At 62.5% G+C, this 17,018-nt stretch carries 15 protein-coding genes; 12 read left to right on the top strand and 3 right to left on the bottom strand.

Annotated elements, in window-relative coordinates; translation table 11 throughout:
• The first annotated feature begins 2 nt into the window (after positions 1 to 2).
• Complete coding sequence (gene ruvX, locus ACQZAB_RS04295) at positions 3 to 428, top strand: Holliday junction resolvase RuvX (protein WP_428387389.1); 426 nt, start codon at positions 3 to 5, stop codon at positions 426 to 428.
• On the opposite strand, the gene ACQZAB_RS04290 is transcribed toward ruvX, so the two are convergent.
• A complete protein-coding gene (locus tag ACQZAB_RS04290; RefSeq protein WP_428387387.1) occupies positions 425 to 1,957 on the bottom strand; it encodes a hypothetical protein in 1,533 nt (510 codons plus the stop codon). The two genes, ruvX and ACQZAB_RS04290, sit on opposite strands and share 4 nt — an antisense overlap.
• 107 nt (positions 1,958 to 2,064) lie before the next feature.
• Here ACQZAB_RS04290 and ACQZAB_RS04285 point away from each other — a divergent pair, with 107 nt between their 5' ends.
• The 9 genes from ACQZAB_RS04285 to ACQZAB_RS04245 all read left to right on the top strand — a co-directional run bounded on the left by ACQZAB_RS04285 (position 2,065) and on the right by ACQZAB_RS04245 (position 10,721).
• Positions 2,065 to 2,847: an RsmE family RNA methyltransferase gene (locus ACQZAB_RS04285; RefSeq protein ID WP_428387385.1), complete on the top strand. Its 783-nt coding sequence runs from the start codon at positions 2,065 to 2,067 to the stop codon at positions 2,845 to 2,847.
• Between the two features lie 81 nt (positions 2,848 to 2,928).
• A complete protein-coding gene (locus ACQZAB_RS04280; protein WP_428387383.1) occupies positions 2,929 to 3,678 on the top strand; it encodes a chlorite dismutase family protein in 750 nt (249 codons plus the stop codon).
• 50 nt (positions 3,679 to 3,728) lie between these two features.
• Positions 3,729 to 5,186: a UTP--glucose-1-phosphate uridylyltransferase gene (locus ACQZAB_RS04275; protein WP_428387381.1), complete on the top strand. Its 1,458-nt coding sequence runs from the start codon at positions 3,729 to 3,731 to the stop codon at positions 5,184 to 5,186.
• 26 nt (positions 5,187 to 5,212) lie between these two features.
• Positions 5,213 to 6,358, top strand: a complete 1,146-nt coding sequence (locus ACQZAB_RS04270) for a 3-dehydroquinate synthase (RefSeq protein WP_428387379.1) — start codon at positions 5,213 to 5,215, stop codon at positions 6,356 to 6,358.
• Complete coding sequence (locus ACQZAB_RS04265; protein ID WP_428387377.1) at positions 6,348 to 6,671, top strand: hypothetical protein; 324 nt, start codon at positions 6,348 to 6,350, stop codon at positions 6,669 to 6,671. The genes ACQZAB_RS04270 and ACQZAB_RS04265 overlap by 11 nt, the downstream gene beginning before the upstream one ends.
• On the top strand, positions 6,668 to 7,474 hold the full coding sequence (locus tag ACQZAB_RS04260) for a TatD family hydrolase (RefSeq protein ID WP_428387375.1): 807 nt from the start codon (positions 6,668 to 6,670) through the stop codon (positions 7,472 to 7,474). The genes ACQZAB_RS04265 and ACQZAB_RS04260 overlap by 4 nt, the downstream gene beginning before the upstream one ends.
• A complete protein-coding gene (gene eboE / locus ACQZAB_RS04255) occupies positions 7,467 to 8,606 on the top strand; it encodes a metabolite traffic protein EboE (RefSeq protein ID WP_428387373.1) in 1,140 nt (379 codons plus the stop codon). Before ACQZAB_RS04260 ends, eboE begins: the two co-directional genes overlap by 8 nt.
• On the top strand, positions 8,603 to 9,310 hold the full coding sequence (locus ACQZAB_RS04250) for a UbiA family prenyltransferase (protein ID WP_428387371.1): 708 nt from the start codon (positions 8,603 to 8,605) through the stop codon (positions 9,308 to 9,310). The genes eboE and ACQZAB_RS04250 overlap by 4 nt, the downstream gene beginning before the upstream one ends.
• A gap of 25 nt (positions 9,311 to 9,335) precedes the next feature.
• Positions 9,336 to 10,721 carry an alkaline phosphatase family protein gene (locus ACQZAB_RS04245; RefSeq protein WP_428387370.1) on the top strand — a complete coding sequence of 462 codons (1,386 nt, stop codon included), beginning with the start codon at positions 9,336 to 9,338 and terminating at the stop codon, positions 10,719 to 10,721.
• Here the strand turns inward: ACQZAB_RS04245 and ACQZAB_RS04240 are convergent.
• Positions 10,718 to 11,515, bottom strand: coding sequence for a sugar phosphate isomerase/epimerase family protein (locus ACQZAB_RS04240; protein WP_428390136.1), 798 nt, complete (start codon positions 11,513 to 11,515; stop codon positions 10,718 to 10,720). The two genes, ACQZAB_RS04245 and ACQZAB_RS04240, sit on opposite strands and share 4 nt — an antisense overlap.
• A gap of 75 nt (positions 11,516 to 11,590) precedes the next feature.
• The gene (locus tag ACQZAB_RS04235; protein ID WP_428387368.1) at positions 11,591 to 12,232 is read right to left on the bottom strand and encodes a hypothetical protein; all 642 of its coding nucleotides are present in this window, start codon (positions 12,230 to 12,232) and stop codon (positions 11,591 to 11,593) included.
• 173 nt (positions 12,233 to 12,405) lie between these two features.
• Between ACQZAB_RS04235 and ACQZAB_RS04230 the strand changes: the two genes are divergently transcribed.
• Positions 12,406 to 13,743: a M14 family zinc carboxypeptidase gene (locus tag ACQZAB_RS04230; RefSeq protein ID WP_428387366.1), complete on the top strand. Its 1,338-nt coding sequence runs from the start codon at positions 12,406 to 12,408 to the stop codon at positions 13,741 to 13,743.
• A 100-nt stretch (positions 13,744 to 13,843) separates the two neighbouring features.
• On the top strand, positions 13,844 to 16,906 hold the full coding sequence (locus ACQZAB_RS04225) for a beta strand repeat-containing protein (RefSeq protein ID WP_428387364.1): 3,063 nt from the start codon (positions 13,844 to 13,846) through the stop codon (positions 16,904 to 16,906).
• The last annotated feature ends 112 nt before the right edge of the window (positions 16,907 to 17,018 follow it).

Below are 17,018 nucleotides of genomic sequence, written 5' to 3'. Positions count from 1 at the left end.
CCATGCGCTACCTCGCCATTGATCCCGGTGCCAAGCGAACCGGCCTCGCCATCGCCGATGACCAGACCGCCATCGCCACCCCCCTCGAAGTGATCGAAACCGGTTCCGAAACCGAACGCCTCCGCCGCATCCAGCAGGCCATCACCCGCGAGCAACCCGATGCCTTGGTCCTCGGCCTCCCGATGAACATGGACGACACCGAAGGCCCCGCCGCCAAACTGTCACGCGCATTCGCCAAACAGCTTGAAGAAGCCACCGGCCTCACCGTCCACCTCACCGACGAACGACTCACCTCCGACGCCGCCGACGCCCAGATGGCTCAGTCCGGCCTGACGCACAAACAGAAGAAGCAGCGCAGAGATGCGCTCGCCGCCGCCGTCCTGCTCCAGAACTTTCTCAGCAACCCCGGCCAAACGGAATCACACTAAAACAGGATGGCGTACACCATCAGGACCATCGCCGAGAACAGATTCACCAGCCCGATGTAGCCAAGCGTCTGACGCACCTCCGACGGCAGCCCCCGCAACGGATAACTGACTGCCGCACACCCCGCACGCACCACAGCCAGCAGCTGCGCAAGCCGATTGGTCGAGGAACCCTCCACATCTTCCGAAACCGAAGCCTGCCTCGGAGGCCTCGCAGCCACAGCCGCGTCGGCATCCAATTCCGCCGCCACCTTGGCCGAATCGTCATCCAGCCCCATCGCCGCCAGAGCCGCCTCTTCCTCCTGCTTCTGGTCCCGCGTCGCCACCGCCGCCCCGTCGCTCGTGGCCTGCTCAACGCTCTCAAAGTCCCCTTCCAACTCGGCCTCATCCGCCGCTTCCGCACGATCCGAGGTGGCCTGTTCAACGCTCTCAAAATCCCCATCCAGCTCGTCTTCATCCGCCGGAGCCTCGGCCGTGGCCTCTGCGACTGTCACAAAACCACCAGCGACCTCGTCTTGATCCGGCGTTTTATTTTCATGCCCCTCGGCCCGTGAGGCCTGACGCACATCGTCACGCTTCACTGGACCCGGCTCGCGCGGAACAATCGGCGGCAGGTCCGCCATCGCCTCGCCGGTGATATCCGCCACGCTCTCGAACTCGCCTTCCAGCTCGGCTTCGACCTGCTCAGCCAACGCCGCGTCCAGTTCGTCCAGAACTTGAGCCTCCTCCGCAGCAACCTCCGGCTCGTCCTCGGCTCCTACCCGCTCCTTCGAATCGGAAGATGTCTGTGCTTGGCCGCCTTCGGCTTCCAGTTCAGCCACCAGATCATCGAGTTGCTCAGTCAGCGACGCCGCAGGATCTGCCGGTGCCTCCGACGCCCCCTTCTTCTCATTAGGTTTAGGTGCTTCGGTAGCCGCCGCCGCCTCGTCTGCCACCGCCTGTGTTTGAGCGGTGACTTTCTCCACCAGATCGGTCACATCCTCGAGGCCCTCCGCCTCCTGCATGACCTCATCTAGGGCTTCACTAACCTCGGGGTCCGCACGGCTGACCCCTGCATCCGGAATCGAAACTGCTGCCGATTCGTCCGGTGATTGTTCTTCCTCTGTCGTCTTCGACGCCTCGGTCTGCATCTCATCGAGAACCGACTCAAGCTCCGCCACCCAGCCCGGCGAGTCCTCTCCTTCAGACCCCATCGCCTCCGCTTCGGCTTCCCCCACAGCGTCAGCGATCGCATCCACCGCCGACGCCGCCGCCTCGATGTGTTCGTCCACCGCATCGTCGACGAGCGCCGAATCCGCTTCGTTCGCTTTGGCCGGTGCATCCTCCGCTGACTCTGGCTCCGCCTCCAAGGTCTCAACAGCCTGCGCCGTCGCCGTCGTCTGCTTGGCGTTGGGCCGCAGCTTCGCCGCAACCGTGCCCGGCACTTCACTCTCGATACGGTCAAGCAACGCATCCAGCTGCCGGTCCAGCTCAAAGGGATCCAGCGCGGGGCTGGGGCCGTCGTTCGGCGATGGGCTGGCCGGCTGGTTCAAGACGCTTCCTCGACACAACACGAACACGCGTACACAATCACGATACGAGCGCACGCCCGGCACGCTCCGCTTTTCTGACGATCGACCCTCTCCAACAAGCCACTAGAGTGACCAGACACGACGCCCGAGAAGATCAGTCACCCCAGCCCTCAACGGGCGATCCTCCCAAACACCGATTCTACGCGCACGCGCTCCCCAAGCCGAACGCCGATCATCGACTGCCGCTCGAAATCACCCTTGACCCCGAAGAATCCCGCCACGCCCGACGCGCGCTCAGGCTACAGCCAGGCGACCGGATCGAACTCATCGATGGCTCCGGTACCCTCGCCACCGCCACCCTGACAGACACCAGCCAGCACGAAGTCACGGCCCGGATCGACAAGGTGATCGACGTTCAAAAGTCGGCTCCATCCATTTGCATCGCCTCGGCAGTGCCCAAAGGCCCCCGCGTCGAGGCCATGATCGATCAACTCGTCCAGGTCGGTGCCGACAGCTGGACGCCCCTCACCACCGAGCACGCCGTCGTCCAGCCCACCGCCAAACCCCGGCCCCGCCACGAGCGCCGAGCCCTCGCCGCCCTCAAACAGTCGCGCAGAACCCACGCCCTCGCCATCCACGCCCCCGCCACCACCGCCGACCTCTGCCACTGGACCCAGCCCCTCCGCCTCCTCGCCGACACCACAGACGCAGAGCCCGGTCCCACGTCCGCAGACCTCACCCGCATGGCCGACATCGCCGTCGCCATCGGCCCCGAAGCCGGCTGGTCCGACCGCGAACGCCAGCAACTCATCGACGCCGGCTGGCAACCCTGGTCGCTCGGACCCCACGTCATGCGCATCGAAACCGCCGCACCCGCCGCCGCAGCCATCCTCCGCTACCTGTCAGGCTGAAGACCCAAGACCTGCCCCAGCACCACCACGCACGATCCCGGGCCTGCACACAAAGCCCCCCGATGGCTTTAACCTGTCACCATGAGTGACACCCGACCCGCCCGCGACATCGCTTTCGAACCCGTCGTGCTGACCGAAAGAGGCGCGAAAGACGTCACCTCCGACCGACGCCTCTTCGTCCAGTTCTTTGCCTTCACCGGACCCCGGCCTCTCAGCCAAGATGCCATCCAGTCCCTGCTGCCAACCCTCCAAACCGACGGCCTCAGCGCAGCCCTCTACGACGACGCCCGCGATCCCCGCGGCCACGCCGTCGCCATCGCCCACGAAGACCCCGGCAAACTCATCCACACCAACCGACAACTCTTCGAACAAACTGCGCTACAGGACGCTCGCATCCGAGATGACTACACCATGATGGGCCGCACCTACAGCCTCGGCTACGAAGCCGACCTCGAAGACACCCTGCTCAACCGGCCCCGCAGGCATCTGCTCGACCCCGAATGGCCCTGGGCCATCTGGTACCCCCTCCGCCGCGCCGGGGCCTTCGAAACCCTCGAACACCAGCAGCAACGCGAGATCCTCGGCGAGCACGCCAAAATCGGCATGACCTGGACCCGTTCCGGCCTCGCCAGAGACATCCGCCTCGCCGGACACGGTCTCTCAGGCGAAGACAATGACTTCATCCTCGGCCTCTTCGCCAAAGAACTCTTTCCCCTCTCAGCCCTCGTTGCACGCATGCGATCCACCGTCCAGACCTCCCGTTACCTCGAAAAACTCGGGCCTTTCTTCGTCGGCCGGGCCATCTGGCAATCCAAAGCACCCGATGCCTGAGTAGAATCGAACTGGCTAAATCAACGACCAGATAACCTTCGGCGAATCCCATGACGCAGACCACCACCAAGCAGCACGAGCTGGCCCTCGAAACCCTCACCGCCGTCGGCCAGCAGCACGTCCTCGCCTACTTCGACCAGCTCACACCCGATGAGCAGCAGGCCCTCCTCGCCGAAGTCCACTCCGTCGACTGGCACGAAGTCAACAACCTGATCGAATCCCACGTCCGTAACAAACCGAAGTTCACCCTCCCCACCGACATCGAGCCCGCCCCCTGGTACCCCAACGTCCCCTCCCCCGACCAGAAAGCCCTCTACGGCACCGCCTTCGAGGTCGGCTCCGAGATGGTCCGCACCGGCAAGGTCTGCGCTTTCACCGTCGCCGGCGGCCAGGGCACCCGGCTCGGCTGGGACGCCCCCAAAGGCACCTTCCCCGCCTCACCCATCCGCAAGCTCCCGCTCTTCGGCTGCCTCGCCGAGTACATCCGTGCGATCGAGGCCCGCTTCGGCGTCCAGATCCGCTGGTACATCATGACCTCCCCCGCCAACGACGCCGACACCCGCGCGTTCCTCAAACACCAGGACTACTTCGGCCTCGCCGAAGACCAGGTCATGATCTTTCCCCAAGGCATGATGCCCGCCATCGACCCCGCCACCGGCAAGGTCCTCATGGCCTCCAAAGGCTCCATCGCCCTCTCGCCCAACGGCCACGGCGGCTCACTCAAAGCCCTCGAAACCTCCGGCGCCCTCGACGACATGCGCAAGCACGGCATCGAGCACATCTCCTACACCCAGATCGACAACCCCATCGTCCGCGTCATCGATCCCCTCTTCCTCGGACTCCACGCCATCTCAGGCAGCCAGATGTCCTCCAAGATGCTGCCCAAGGCCTACCCCACCGAGAAACTCGGCAACTTCTGCCTCGTCGATGGCCGCATGACCGTCATCGAATACTCCGACCTCCCCGACGAACTCTCCTACGAAACCCTCGAAAACGGCGAACTCCGCTTCCGCGCCGGGTCCATCGCCATCCACGCCATCCGTCGCGACTTTGTCGAAGCCCTCAACCGCTCCGCCACCGGCTTCGCCCTCCCCTTCCACCGTGCCGACAAAAAAGTCCCCTACTTCGACTCGGCGACCGGCGAAACCGTCAACCCCGCCGAACCCAACGCCGTCAAGCTCGAAACCTTCGTCTTCGACGCCCTGCCCATCTGCTCCACCTCGATCGTCTACGAAACCGAACGCACCGACGAGTTCGCCCCCATCAAGAACGCCGACACCCCCGACGGCCAGGATCCCGCCAACGACTCACCCGAGACCAGCAAGCAGATCCAGACCCTCCGCTCCGCTCGCTGGCTCTCTGAACTCGGCATCAAAGTTCCCTTCACCACCGATGGTAAGGTCGACGCGACCATCGAGATCTCACAGATCACCGCTATCTACAAGGAAGACCTCGACCCAGCCACACTCCCCGCCGAAATCACACCCGGCCAGGAACTGCTGCTCTAAAAGGACCGACGGTCCATCCTGCTCTTATGTCGTGCCCGCCCGAACCCATCCCCCTGCCTCCTCATGTCCACCTCAAGCTTTCCTATCAGCTTCATCACACCCGTCACCTGACGAGCCGCGACAACCCCACGCTTGACCAGACCCTCACCGACTCGCCACACATCCTCGCGATCGTTGACGACGGCCTCGCCGCTGCTCAGCCCACCTTCGCCACCGACCTCAAACAGAAACTCGCCGCCCACCCCGGCATGACCGGCCTCCACATCCTCCCCGCCGGTGAGGCCTCGAAGAACACACCCGAAACCCTCCACCAGATTCTCGACCTCGCCATCGACGCCAACCTCTGCCGACACTCCACCCTCGTCGTCGCCGCAGGCGGGGCACTCCTCGACGTCGCCGGCTACGCCGCCGCCACCCTCCACCGTGGCCTACGACTCGTCCGCATCCCCTCCACCACCCTCGCCCAGGCCGACTCAGGCGTCGCCGTCAAGAATGCCATCAACCATCGCGGCCTCAAAAACCTTCTCGGCACCTTCCACGTCCCCCACGCCGTCATCAACGACCCCACCCTCCTGGCCTCGCTCAAACCCCGTGACTTCCACGCCGGCCTCAGCGAAGTCATCAAGGTCGCCCTGCTCAAAGACGCCAACCTTTTCCAACAGGTCGAGCAGCTCGCCGCCGAAGGCCACATCACCCAGGAAACCACCGAGCCTCTATGGCAACGATCCGCTCATCTCCACGCCCGGCACATCCTTACATCAGGCGATCCCTTCGAAACCACCACCGCCCGACCCCTTGACCTCGGCCACTGGTCCGCTCACCAACTCGAAACCCTCTCCAACCACCGACTCAACCATGGTGAAGCCGTCGCCATCGGACTCGCCCTCGACGCCCACATCAGCCACCAACTAGGTTGGCTCACTGAATACGACCTCCAACGTATCTCCCGCACCCTTGCCGCCTGCCAACTCCCCACTACCGATCCGCTCCTCGCTCAAACCGACAGCCTCCTCGCAGGCCTCGAAACCTTCCGCCAACACCTGGGCGGCCAACTCCGCATCCCCCTGCTCGCCGGCATCGGCAAACCCAGAGACGCATACGAACTCACAGCCCACACCCTCCGTAACGCCATCGACCAACTCACTGCCGCAGAGCCAAGCCATGCCAGCTAAAACCTACGAGCAATCGCACCCGCTCACGCAAGAGCAGGTCCTCGACCGCGACTTTCTCGAACACCGCGCCCGGCTCCTCGATGTCGCCGCCTTCCTCGACCGCCTCGACCGAGCCCGGCCCGATCCGTCTCAAGACAACTCCGCCGACCCCCGCGTCACCGCCATCCAAAAGGCACTCGCCATCCTTGCCGACAACCAGCCGCACCGCGCCCGCCGACTGCTCGAGTCGATGAGTGACCTCACCACCGAACCCATCGCGACACCCGCCAGTCAGTCCGCCCTAGGCGTTCCACCGACCACCGCCCAGCCATGAACTACATCGACCCCCACATTCACATGGTCAGCCGCACCACGGACGACTACGTGCGCATGGCTCACGCCGGCTGCGTCGCCATCACCGAGCCCGCCTTCTGGGCCGGCTTCGACCGCGGCTCCGCCGAAGGCTTCGCCGACTACTTCCACCAACTCACCCACGTCGAACCCCAGCGAGCCGCCCGCTACCACATCGCCCACCACGCCTGGCTCTGCATCAACCCCAAAGAAGCCAACGACCTCGGCCTCGCCCGCGAAGTCATCCAACTTATCCCCGGCTTCCTCAACGCCCCCAACGTCCTGGGCATCGGCGAGATCGGCCTCAACAAGAACACCCGCAACGAACTCACCATCCTCGAAGAACAGATCGGCCTCGCCGCCGAACACAACCTTCCCATCCTCGTCCACACCCCTCACCTCGAGGACAAACGCAAAGGCACTCTCCTCATCATGGACGCCATCGAACGCAACGGCTCCATCAACCCGCAACACATCCTCATCGACCACGTCGAGGAACACACCGTCGACCTCGTCCTCGACCGCGGCTACTGGGCCGGCATGACCCTCTACCCCGACACCAAGTGCACACCCCAGCGCGCCGCCGACATCATCGAGACTTACGGCAGCGAGCGCCTTTGGGTCAACTCGGCCGGCGATTGGGGACCCTGCGACCCGCTCTCCGTCCCCCGCTTCCGCGCCGAGATGAAGGCCCGCCAGCACCCCGACGACCTCATCCATCGCATCACCTACGACAACCCATTCGCTTTCCTCAGCCAGTGCACCAACTTCAAAACCCATGTCTGATCCAACCAACCCGCCGCCCATCCTCGGCTACGGCACCAACGTCCACCCCGCCACCAGCCTCGACGAGCTCAAACACAACCTCCGCACCCACGGCACCGCCGTCCGCGAACAACTCCGACAACCCACACTCCCCATCGGCCTCTGGCTGCCCGAACCCGTCGCCCTGGAACTCTCTGAGAACGACAACGCCAAACACTTCCGCGAATGGCTGACCAATCACCACCTCGAAGCCTTCACCCTTAACGGCTTCCCCCAATACAACTTCCACCAGCCCGTCGTCAAGCACGCCGTCTACAGCCCCGCCTGGTGGGAACCCGCCCGACTCAGACACACCAAAACCCTCGCCACCCTCCTCGTCCGACTCGCCCCCGAGTACATCGACGCCCTCAGCATCTCCACCCTCCCGATCGGCTGGCGCGCCCAAGCCAACGACGACCGGATCGACCAAGCCATCAAGCACCTCATCCAACTCTCGGAGTATCTCGAACAACTAGAGAGCCAAACCAACCGCCGCATCACCGTCGACCTCGAACCCGAACCCGGCTGCTGCCTCGACCTCGCCCAACACCCCGTCGATCTCTTTGATCGCCTCCGCACAAATGGCAACCCCGAACGCATCCATCGCTACCTGGGCGTCACCCACGACACCTGCCACGCCGCCATGATGAACGAAAACCAGACCACCGTCCTCAACAAATATCGCGACCACCAAATCGCAGTCAACAAAATCCAGATCTCATCCGCCCTCATCGCCAACCAAGAATCCTTCGCACACCTACAGCACATCCACGAACCCCGCTACCTCCACCAAACCCTCATCCGTTCGGGCGCGCAAAGCACCTTCTACGACGACCTGCCCGAAGCCCTGACCCACAAAGCGCCCATCGACGAAGCCCGCGTCCACTTCCACGTCCCCATCTTCCTCGACCACGTCGGCCAACTCACCACCACCAGCCACACCATACCCGACGCCATCACCACCGCTCTCAGCAACGGCACCACCGCCTTCGAAGTAGAAACCTACGCCTGGCCGCAGCTCCCTAAAGACATCTGGACCCACACCCTCGCCGCCGGGATCGCCGAAGAACTCCGCTGGGCGCGGAACCACTTCGCTACGATCACCTCCCCATGATCGGCATGCCCCTCGACTATCTCCGTCTCACCCGCGCCAGCAACCTCCCCACCATCGCCACCAACATCCTCGCCACCAGCACCACCGCCGGCCTCGCCGCCGCCGCCATCGGCCACCGCTGGTGGCTCTGCTTCCTCGCCATCGCCTGCGTCTACGCAGCCGGCATGATCCTCAACGACCTCACCGATCGATTCATCGACCGATACGAACGACCCGACCGCCCCATTCCCTCCGGCCGCATCGCCCTCTTTCTCGCCAGACTCCTCGCCGTCATCCTCATCGGCCTCGCCGTCGCACTCGCCGGCATCCACGCCCGATCCGCGCTCCCCTGGTTGTTCCTGCTGATCATCCTCGTCGGCCTCTACAACGCCCTCCCACGCAAGTCCTTCCTCGGCGCTCGCGTCATGTCCGCCTGTCGCGCTTTGATCCCCATCATCACCTGCGCCTGGCTGGGCCTGGCAATCACGCCTGTTGTCCAGATACTTGTCATCACCACCTTCCTCTACACCGAAATCATCACTCAACTCGCCCGCCACGAAGCCAACATCCCCGGCCGCCCCCAGCTGGTCCAGCTCGCCATTGCCGGCTTCTGCCTCCACGATGCCATCTGGATCTTCTTCGCCGGCGAACCCACCGCCACAGTCATCGCCGTCCTCTGCGCCCTCCTCACCCTGCTCCTGCACAGGCTCATCCCCGGCAGCTGATCCCCGTAGCACGCATCATCGAACCATGCCTGCATCATCCAGAAAACTCGCCGTCCTCAACCTCGTCGCCCTCACGCAGGACCTTCTGCAGCACGCGCCCTGCCTCACCCGCTTCGCCGAATCCGGATCGGTCACACCCCTCCAACCCGTCTTCCCCGCCGTCACCTCCACCGTCCAGAGCTCCATCCTTACCGGCACCCCGCCCAGCACCCATGGCGTCGTCGCCAACGGCTGGTACGAACGCGATCAGTCCGAAGTCCGCTTCTGGAAACAGTCCAACCGACTCGTCCAGGCACCTAGCCTCTGGGACACCCTCAAACAACAAGACCCCGCCTTCACCTGTGCCAACCTCTTCTGGTGGTTCAACATGGCCACCACCGCCAACATCACAGTCACCCCCCGACCCATCTACAAGGCCGATGGCCGCAAACTCCCCGATTGCTACACCCAGCCCCTCACCCTCCGCGACGAACTCCAAGCCAGGCTCGGCACCTTCCCCCTCTTCAAGTTCTGGGGCCCCGCCGCCAACATCAGATCCTCCAACTGGATCGCCAACGCCGCCAAACACATCGTCACCCAGTACCAGCCCAACCTCCTCCTCGTCTACCTCCCCCACCTCGACTACCCCCTCCAGAAACTCGGCCCCAACCACGCCAACATCCCCGCCGAAGTCCAAGCCATCGACACCACCGCCGGCAGCCTCATCAACCACCTCCAGTCGCTCGACTACGACATCCTCATTCTCAGCGAATACGCCATCGAGACCGCCACTGCTGCCATCACCCCCAACCGCACCCTCCGCGAACACGGCTATCTCCAGGTCCGCTCCGAAGACGGCCTCGACGAAATCGACACCCACGGCTCCCGCGCTCTCGCCATTGCCGACCACCAGATCGCCCACATATACATCCACGATCCGAACGACATCGAACCCATCCGCCACCTTTTCGAGAACACGCCCGGCATCCAACAGACGCTGAACAGCCATACTCTCGCCACCCACCACCTCAACCACCCCCGCTCAGGCGACATCGTCCTCATCCCGGAACCCGGCCACTGGTTCGCCTACGACTTCTGGCTCGACGACCACCGCGCGCCCGACTACGCCCGCACCGTCAACATCCACCGCAAACCCGGCTATGACCCCCGTGAACTCTTCCTCGACCCCAACCTCCGCTTCCCCCAGCTCCACATCGCCCGCCGGCTTCTCGCACGCAAACTCGGCTTCCGCAACCTCCTTGACGTCATCCCCCTCGACAACAGCCTCGTCCGCGGTACCCACGGTCGCCCATCCGAACCACACACCACCAACGCACCCCTCCTCATCACACCCACCCACCTCCAGCCATCACGATCACCCCTCCCCAGCAGCGCCATCCACAACCTCATCCTCGATCACTTCAGCAGCTAGAACGTTCGCTTGAACAACGCCCTCAGATTCCCCGCCTGCCGATCACACAAATCCTCCAGATCCGCCACCGGCTTCTCACTGAAAGGCAGCGTGTGCAGATAAGGCGGCGGGCCGAACTCAGGCGTCACCGTGGTGACCGAATCGCCTCGCTCACGCTGCTTGTCCCAAATCTGCCGCCACCATCCCTCATGCGCCGCACGCTGCTCCGCAAACTCGGGCGCATCCGGATCCGTCACCTGAGGGCCCTCCGCATAACCAATCCGAGCATGAAGATGCTCACAACGATCTGCACACAACTCAAAGATCTCCGGCTCATCCGGAATCCGCTCGCACACACAAACCCAGTGGCTGTAATCACAAAGCACCTTCACCTCAGGCACCTCCTGCAGCACATCACGCGTCGTCCACGGGTTGTAAAAAACCCGCCCGCGATGCGTCTCATGCGCAACCGTAATCCCCAGATCCTGCTCGATCTTCACGATCTCCCGGTAGAAACCGATCGCATCTTTCACCGAGAACCAATCCGCCCCACTATGACAAGCCAACCTCGCCGGCTTGAATGGCAGCACGAGATCCAATTCCTCCCGAAACGATCGCACATGCTCCGCCACCGTCGTGCCCGCCGTGAAAGTCTGCAACGAACTCATCAGCCCATGCGTTTCCAGCGCCCCGCGCAACGTTTCTGCCGTTACATCCTGCGTCATCTTGTCAGCCGACGGGAACTCCACTCCGTCGTACCCCTTCGCCTTGAACCGCGCAAAGCAATCCTCGACAGGGTCCGTAACGCCCCACATATGACGGAAAACCTTCAGCTCCACAGCTTATCCCTTCATTGATGAAAGCCGACTCACACCCCACACCTTATCGACTCACTCCCCAAACACCCCACGCAGCACATCCACAAACGTGATCCGCTCGATCGCCCGATCGGCCTCCTCCACCGGCTCAAACTCCCGCACTTCCACCGAAGACACCAGCGCGTCTTCATCACCCTCGCCCTCAATCCGCCGAAGCGTCAACGCCCCATCCCCCGAAACCGCCAGCCGCCAACGCCCAGGCGACAAAGCGCGATAAGCCGCTTTCCCGTGATCCACCTCCGGATCCGTCCAGTCGATCTCCGCCAACGCCGGATCAATCACCACCCCACGGTTAGGCGGGGTGTGCTCATCGAACACCCGACGAATCCACAACCTCCCACCCACCACCACATAATCCAGAAATACCTCGCCCGATGGGTCATAAGGCGTCGCCACCGTCTTCAACACCCCCTCCGCTGTCCGCACCGTCACCGAAACCGACTCCCGCGTTACATCCAGCTCCGTCACCGCCGTCCGCTTCACCGCACGGTTGTACTGCTCAATCAACGCCCCATGTTCACCCTGCAACGCCACCAATCGATCCCGATACACCTCCGCTGCCAGCCGATCCTTACCCAACCGATACGAAAACGCGCCAACCACCACCATCAGCACCAGAGCCAGAACCGTACTCGGATAAAACCACTTAATCACACCCTGAATATCGACCACACCCCGCTCAGGACATCACCCACCCCCGGCAGCTTGCCTATTCCGCCATCCGCACGAACAAGGCTTGTTTCCGCCCATCTCCGGTGTAGGCTTATAGATACGAGGCATCGACGTAACCGCCTCCCTAAAAATCATCGCCGACGAGAGAGCCCGCCATGAAGACGACGATCGCCGCATTCGCCGCCACCCTCGCCCTCACCGCCGCCAGCCACGCCATCACCCTCGATGCCGACTTCGATCACGGCTCCCTCGAATCCTGGTCCGTCACCGGCAGCACCGTCAGCCTCGTCGGACGTGACAACTACTACGGCGGCGACCGCTGGCGCTGGCTCCACTTCAAAGCCTCCGATGTCCAGTCCGTCCGACCCGACTTCCGTATCTCCTCCAACTTCGCCGGCGGAGCCTCTCGACTCGACGGCCACTCGATGGTCTACTCCTACGATCAGGAGAACTGGCACTACTTCGATAACGGCTTCCGCAGCCGAGGCGGCGGCTACACCTTCTTTAACGACAACCCCTTCACCCAGAACGACGTCTACGTCGCCTACGCCTTCCCCTACTCGTACGGCCGCTCCCAGGCCCACAGCCAGAAAGTCCTCGAAAGCCCCTGGGCCGAACCCACCCTCTCCGCCGACGAGAACGGCGTCCTCGGCCTCTCACCCGGCGGCATCGACGACCTCGGCCGCACCATCAACCCCCGCGAAATCTACGCCTACCGCATCACCAACCCCGCCACCGACAGCCGACGCGTACCCAAGAAGAAAATCGTCGTCATGACCGGCATGCACGCCGGCGAAACCCTCGGCCGACTCACCTACGAAGCCTTCATCGACTGGATGATCTCCGACGACCCCGTCGCCGCCAAGCTCCGCGACATCGCTGAAGTCTTCGCCTACCCCACCACCAACCCCGATGGCGTCTTCGCCGGCAACAACCGCGCGACGGTCCAGAACCCCAACACCGAACCCAACGGCCGCTGGAGCCCCGACAACTGGATCGGTCACGACGACATCCGCATCAACGGCGAAGCCATGCAGGTCGATATCACCGCCACCCCAGGCGAAACCGTCGACTACTTCATCGACTTCCACTCCACCATCCCCGCCTTCCCAGGCGACGACTTCGGCTTCATCGAAGAAGACCAGGGCGACGACCTCAGCCCCTTCTGGCAATCCCTCCTGACCATCCAGCCCAACATCCTCCAGACCGACTCCTCCAGCACCAACTGGACCTCCGCCAACTTCGCCGAGTTCTTCCTTAACGCCGAAGTCGACGTCACCTTCGAAACCATGTTCGGCTTTGAACGCCCCATCGCCTACTACGAAGAAATGGGCAAGAACTTCGGCCTCGCCTTCGCCCAAGGCTACGGCATCGAAATCCCCGAACCCACCTCCGCCCTCCTCCTCGCAGGTCTCCTGGCCGTCAGTCGTCGAAGCAGCCCAACAAGCCTCCTGACCGCCGACAACGAGCAGGGAAAGCAGAAGAACATCTAACACCCTGCTTAGGGGTGGGAAAACCCGCGCCTTGGAGCTATCTTATGGAGGATCCAGTTTGATCTAAACAGAGAAATTCAACATCACGGAGAAGAGAACCATGCCGCGATCCCGCGCCTTCACCACCGGATCACTCCTCGCCGCCACACTCTGCCTCACAAGCCCTCAAGTGCAAGCACAAGTTGCGTACTTCTCCCTGACCGGCGAGATCACAACCGTTGCAGGTTCGCAGTTTATTGAACTGGAACTGACTGACCCCGCCACCACCGCCAACACGCTCCGCATCGAAACCTGGGGGTCAGCCGGTGGCACCAACGCAGCAGGCGATTTGATTCTCCCCTCAAACGTCGATTCGGTCCTCACGCTCTCTGAAACAACCCAATCTCTCAACGTCGTCAACGACGACGGAGCACCCGGCCCCACCCGCGCACTCGATTCACTTATCAGCTGGCCCGGCTTCGCCGACACAGGCGACACCCTCCCTACCTCCGGCCTCAACGCGACCCCCGGTTATGAGCTGAATCTTCGAGACTTCTCAAACAACGACACAGGCACCTGGGCCATCGACATCGTCGCAGATGCCAACATCCTTCGGGTGACAGACTTCTTCTCCAATCCAATAGGCACGGGCATCAGCCAACTCGAAGACTTCAAAATCGGTACCGATAGCCTCGGGCCATTCACAGCACAGTTCGTCTACGACAACCCGAGCAGCACGCGCACCATCAATGGCGATCTCGTCGTCGCACAAACCGGTTCAGGCAGAGTCCTGATTCTCGACGGGGCGATGAGAGTCAACGGCCAGACACTCATCAGAAGTAACGGGGATATACAGATTGATGACGGTGTTTTTACCGCCACAGACGTCACAGTCGAATCCGGAGGCCTACTCCGTCTCCTCGATGGCGAACTTCGTTTTCGTGATCTATTCGTCTCGGGACTCGTCGAATGGCTACGCGGCTCACTTGACCTCGACCCAACAAGCGGAATCACCCTGGCAAGTGGTGGTCATCTCGACAGCCGAATCCCCGTCGGCATTCTCCCGGACCAACGCATCCTCGGGCTGACCGGCTCTACAGCCGGATTCGTAGATAACCTCGCTATCGAGGGCGAGGTCGATTTCCGTGGAACCGCCACCGTGGACTTTGCCACTGGCGTCGAACTCTCCGTCGAAGACGAAGGCCTCTTCCGACAGGAGGCACTCTTCGAGCCAGAAGGAACCACCATCCGTGTCGATGGCACCAGATTCACACCCAACGTCCAACTACCCGGCGGCACAAGATTCTTCGGTTCCAGTCTCGAAGTCATCGGCGGCACCGTCGATCTCGAGAACGCCACCATGCAACTCGGTACCTACTTCGCGCAAACCGATAACGTCCTCATCGATGGCGAGCTCTCCAGACTCACCAGAGCCGAACTTACGATGGGAGCCAACGGCGGAACCGCCCTCGTTACCATTACAAACAAAGCCGAAGCCAGCTTTACAAACATCAACATCAACGACAACAGCGCCGCCGAAACCAACCAGATCAAGCTCGAAGTCCTCGCCGGCGCATTCGTCTCAGCCGACAACATCTACCTCTCCAATGGCCTCTCCAATAGCACCGGCGAGATCCTCGTCAGCGGGATCGACACAGAACTCCAGCAATCCGGCTCGAGCGAACTCATCGTCGGCAGCACAGGCACCACAGGCGCGCAACTCAACATCGACGATAACGCGCGATTCGTCACAGGCTCTGCCGGAATCATCGTTCAGAAGGGCGGCCAGATCAACATCAACAACCTCGCCGACTTCCGTGCCGAAGGCGATATCAACATCGATGGCGGCCAGGTCAATATCGATGCCTCAGGCTTCCTCGACGTAGCCATGGGCCGCAAAACCACCATCCAGAACCAGGGCTCACTCACCAGCGCAGGAAGCTACACAATTAATGGGATGAATACGATCGAAGTACTCTCAGGCGGAACGCTCTCGATCGACGGGCTCTTCGACGTAGGCGACTCCAGCGACGGCTTCCTGATCGTGGATGGAGCCGGCTCATCCGTAAAAACGCACCTCACCAACAACGGCGCTATGGCCGTCGGCACAGGCGGCAGCCTCGGTGACATCGTTGTCCGCAACGGAGCCACCGCTGACTTTCAGGCATCTAGCATCGATCTCGCCACATTCGTAGTCCTCTTTGGCGTGACGCCAGGAGGCAACCTGGTTGTTGAGTCAGGTGGTAGTGTCACGGCTAATGGTCTGAACGTCGGCACCGATATCGCCGGCTCCGCTCTCGTCGAAGTCATCAACCCCGGCTCCGAGTTCACACAAAGAGGCAATGCAGCCCTGAGGGTTGGCGGGGCATCAGCTGTCGACGCCACAGTCCGCGTCGCCGACGGCGCAGTCTTTAACACCGGAACGGGTGACGTCGATATCCGCCAAAGCGGACGCCTCGAAATACAAGCCGGCGCGACCTTCAACGCCAACGGCACACTCACCATCGAGCAAGGCGGCATCCTCACTGGCGACGCCCTCATCGATGCCAGCAACAGCCTGCCAGTGTTCAACGACGGCACCATCATCGCCAACAGCTCCAACACCCCGCAGGGCATTCACGATCTCACCATCATCGGCGACTACACCCAGACCATCGATGGCGTCCTCGACATCGGCAAAATCCCAAACATCAACAGCCTAGACCGCCTCGTCATCTTGAACGCCACCTCCATCCAACTCGACGGCGAACTCGGCCTCATCCCCGATCCAGGCGACGACTTCCTCTTCCTCACAACCTACGCACCAGAGGTCATCGTCGACGGCTCCACACCGATCACCGGGACCTTCGACCGCATCCTCAACATCGACCTAGGCGACGGCACCGCGCTCGCCGTCACCTACGATGTCGACGACGTACTAGTCACCCGAGCCCTCATCGGCGACGCCAACCTCGACATGAATGTCGACCTCATCGACCTCTCCCTCCTCGCCTCCAACTTCAACGACCCCGATAAAACCTGGTCCCAAGGTGACTTCAACGGCGACGGCCTCATCGACCTCATCGACCTCTCCTTGCTCGCCTCCAACTTCGGCGCTTCCGCCATCCCCATCCCCGAACCCACCCTCGCCCTCGCGCTTGCCGCCCCCTTCATCACCCGCCGCAGAACCCGCCAAACCCCCTGAACCACCCCACCCACAAGTATTTCCCTGTGTAACACCCATGTAACTAGACAAGGTCACATTTGGCCCTATTCTTTCTCTGCGCCTGACTCGGCCTCAGTAACACCGTTACATC

It is taken from the genome of Mucisphaera sp. (assembly GCF_965279675.1).
GTDB lineage: Bacteria > Planctomycetota > Phycisphaerae > Phycisphaerales > Phycisphaeraceae > Mucisphaera.
Note: the sequence above shows the minus strand (reverse complement) of the source record. Positions and strands in the feature narration are given on the sequence as shown.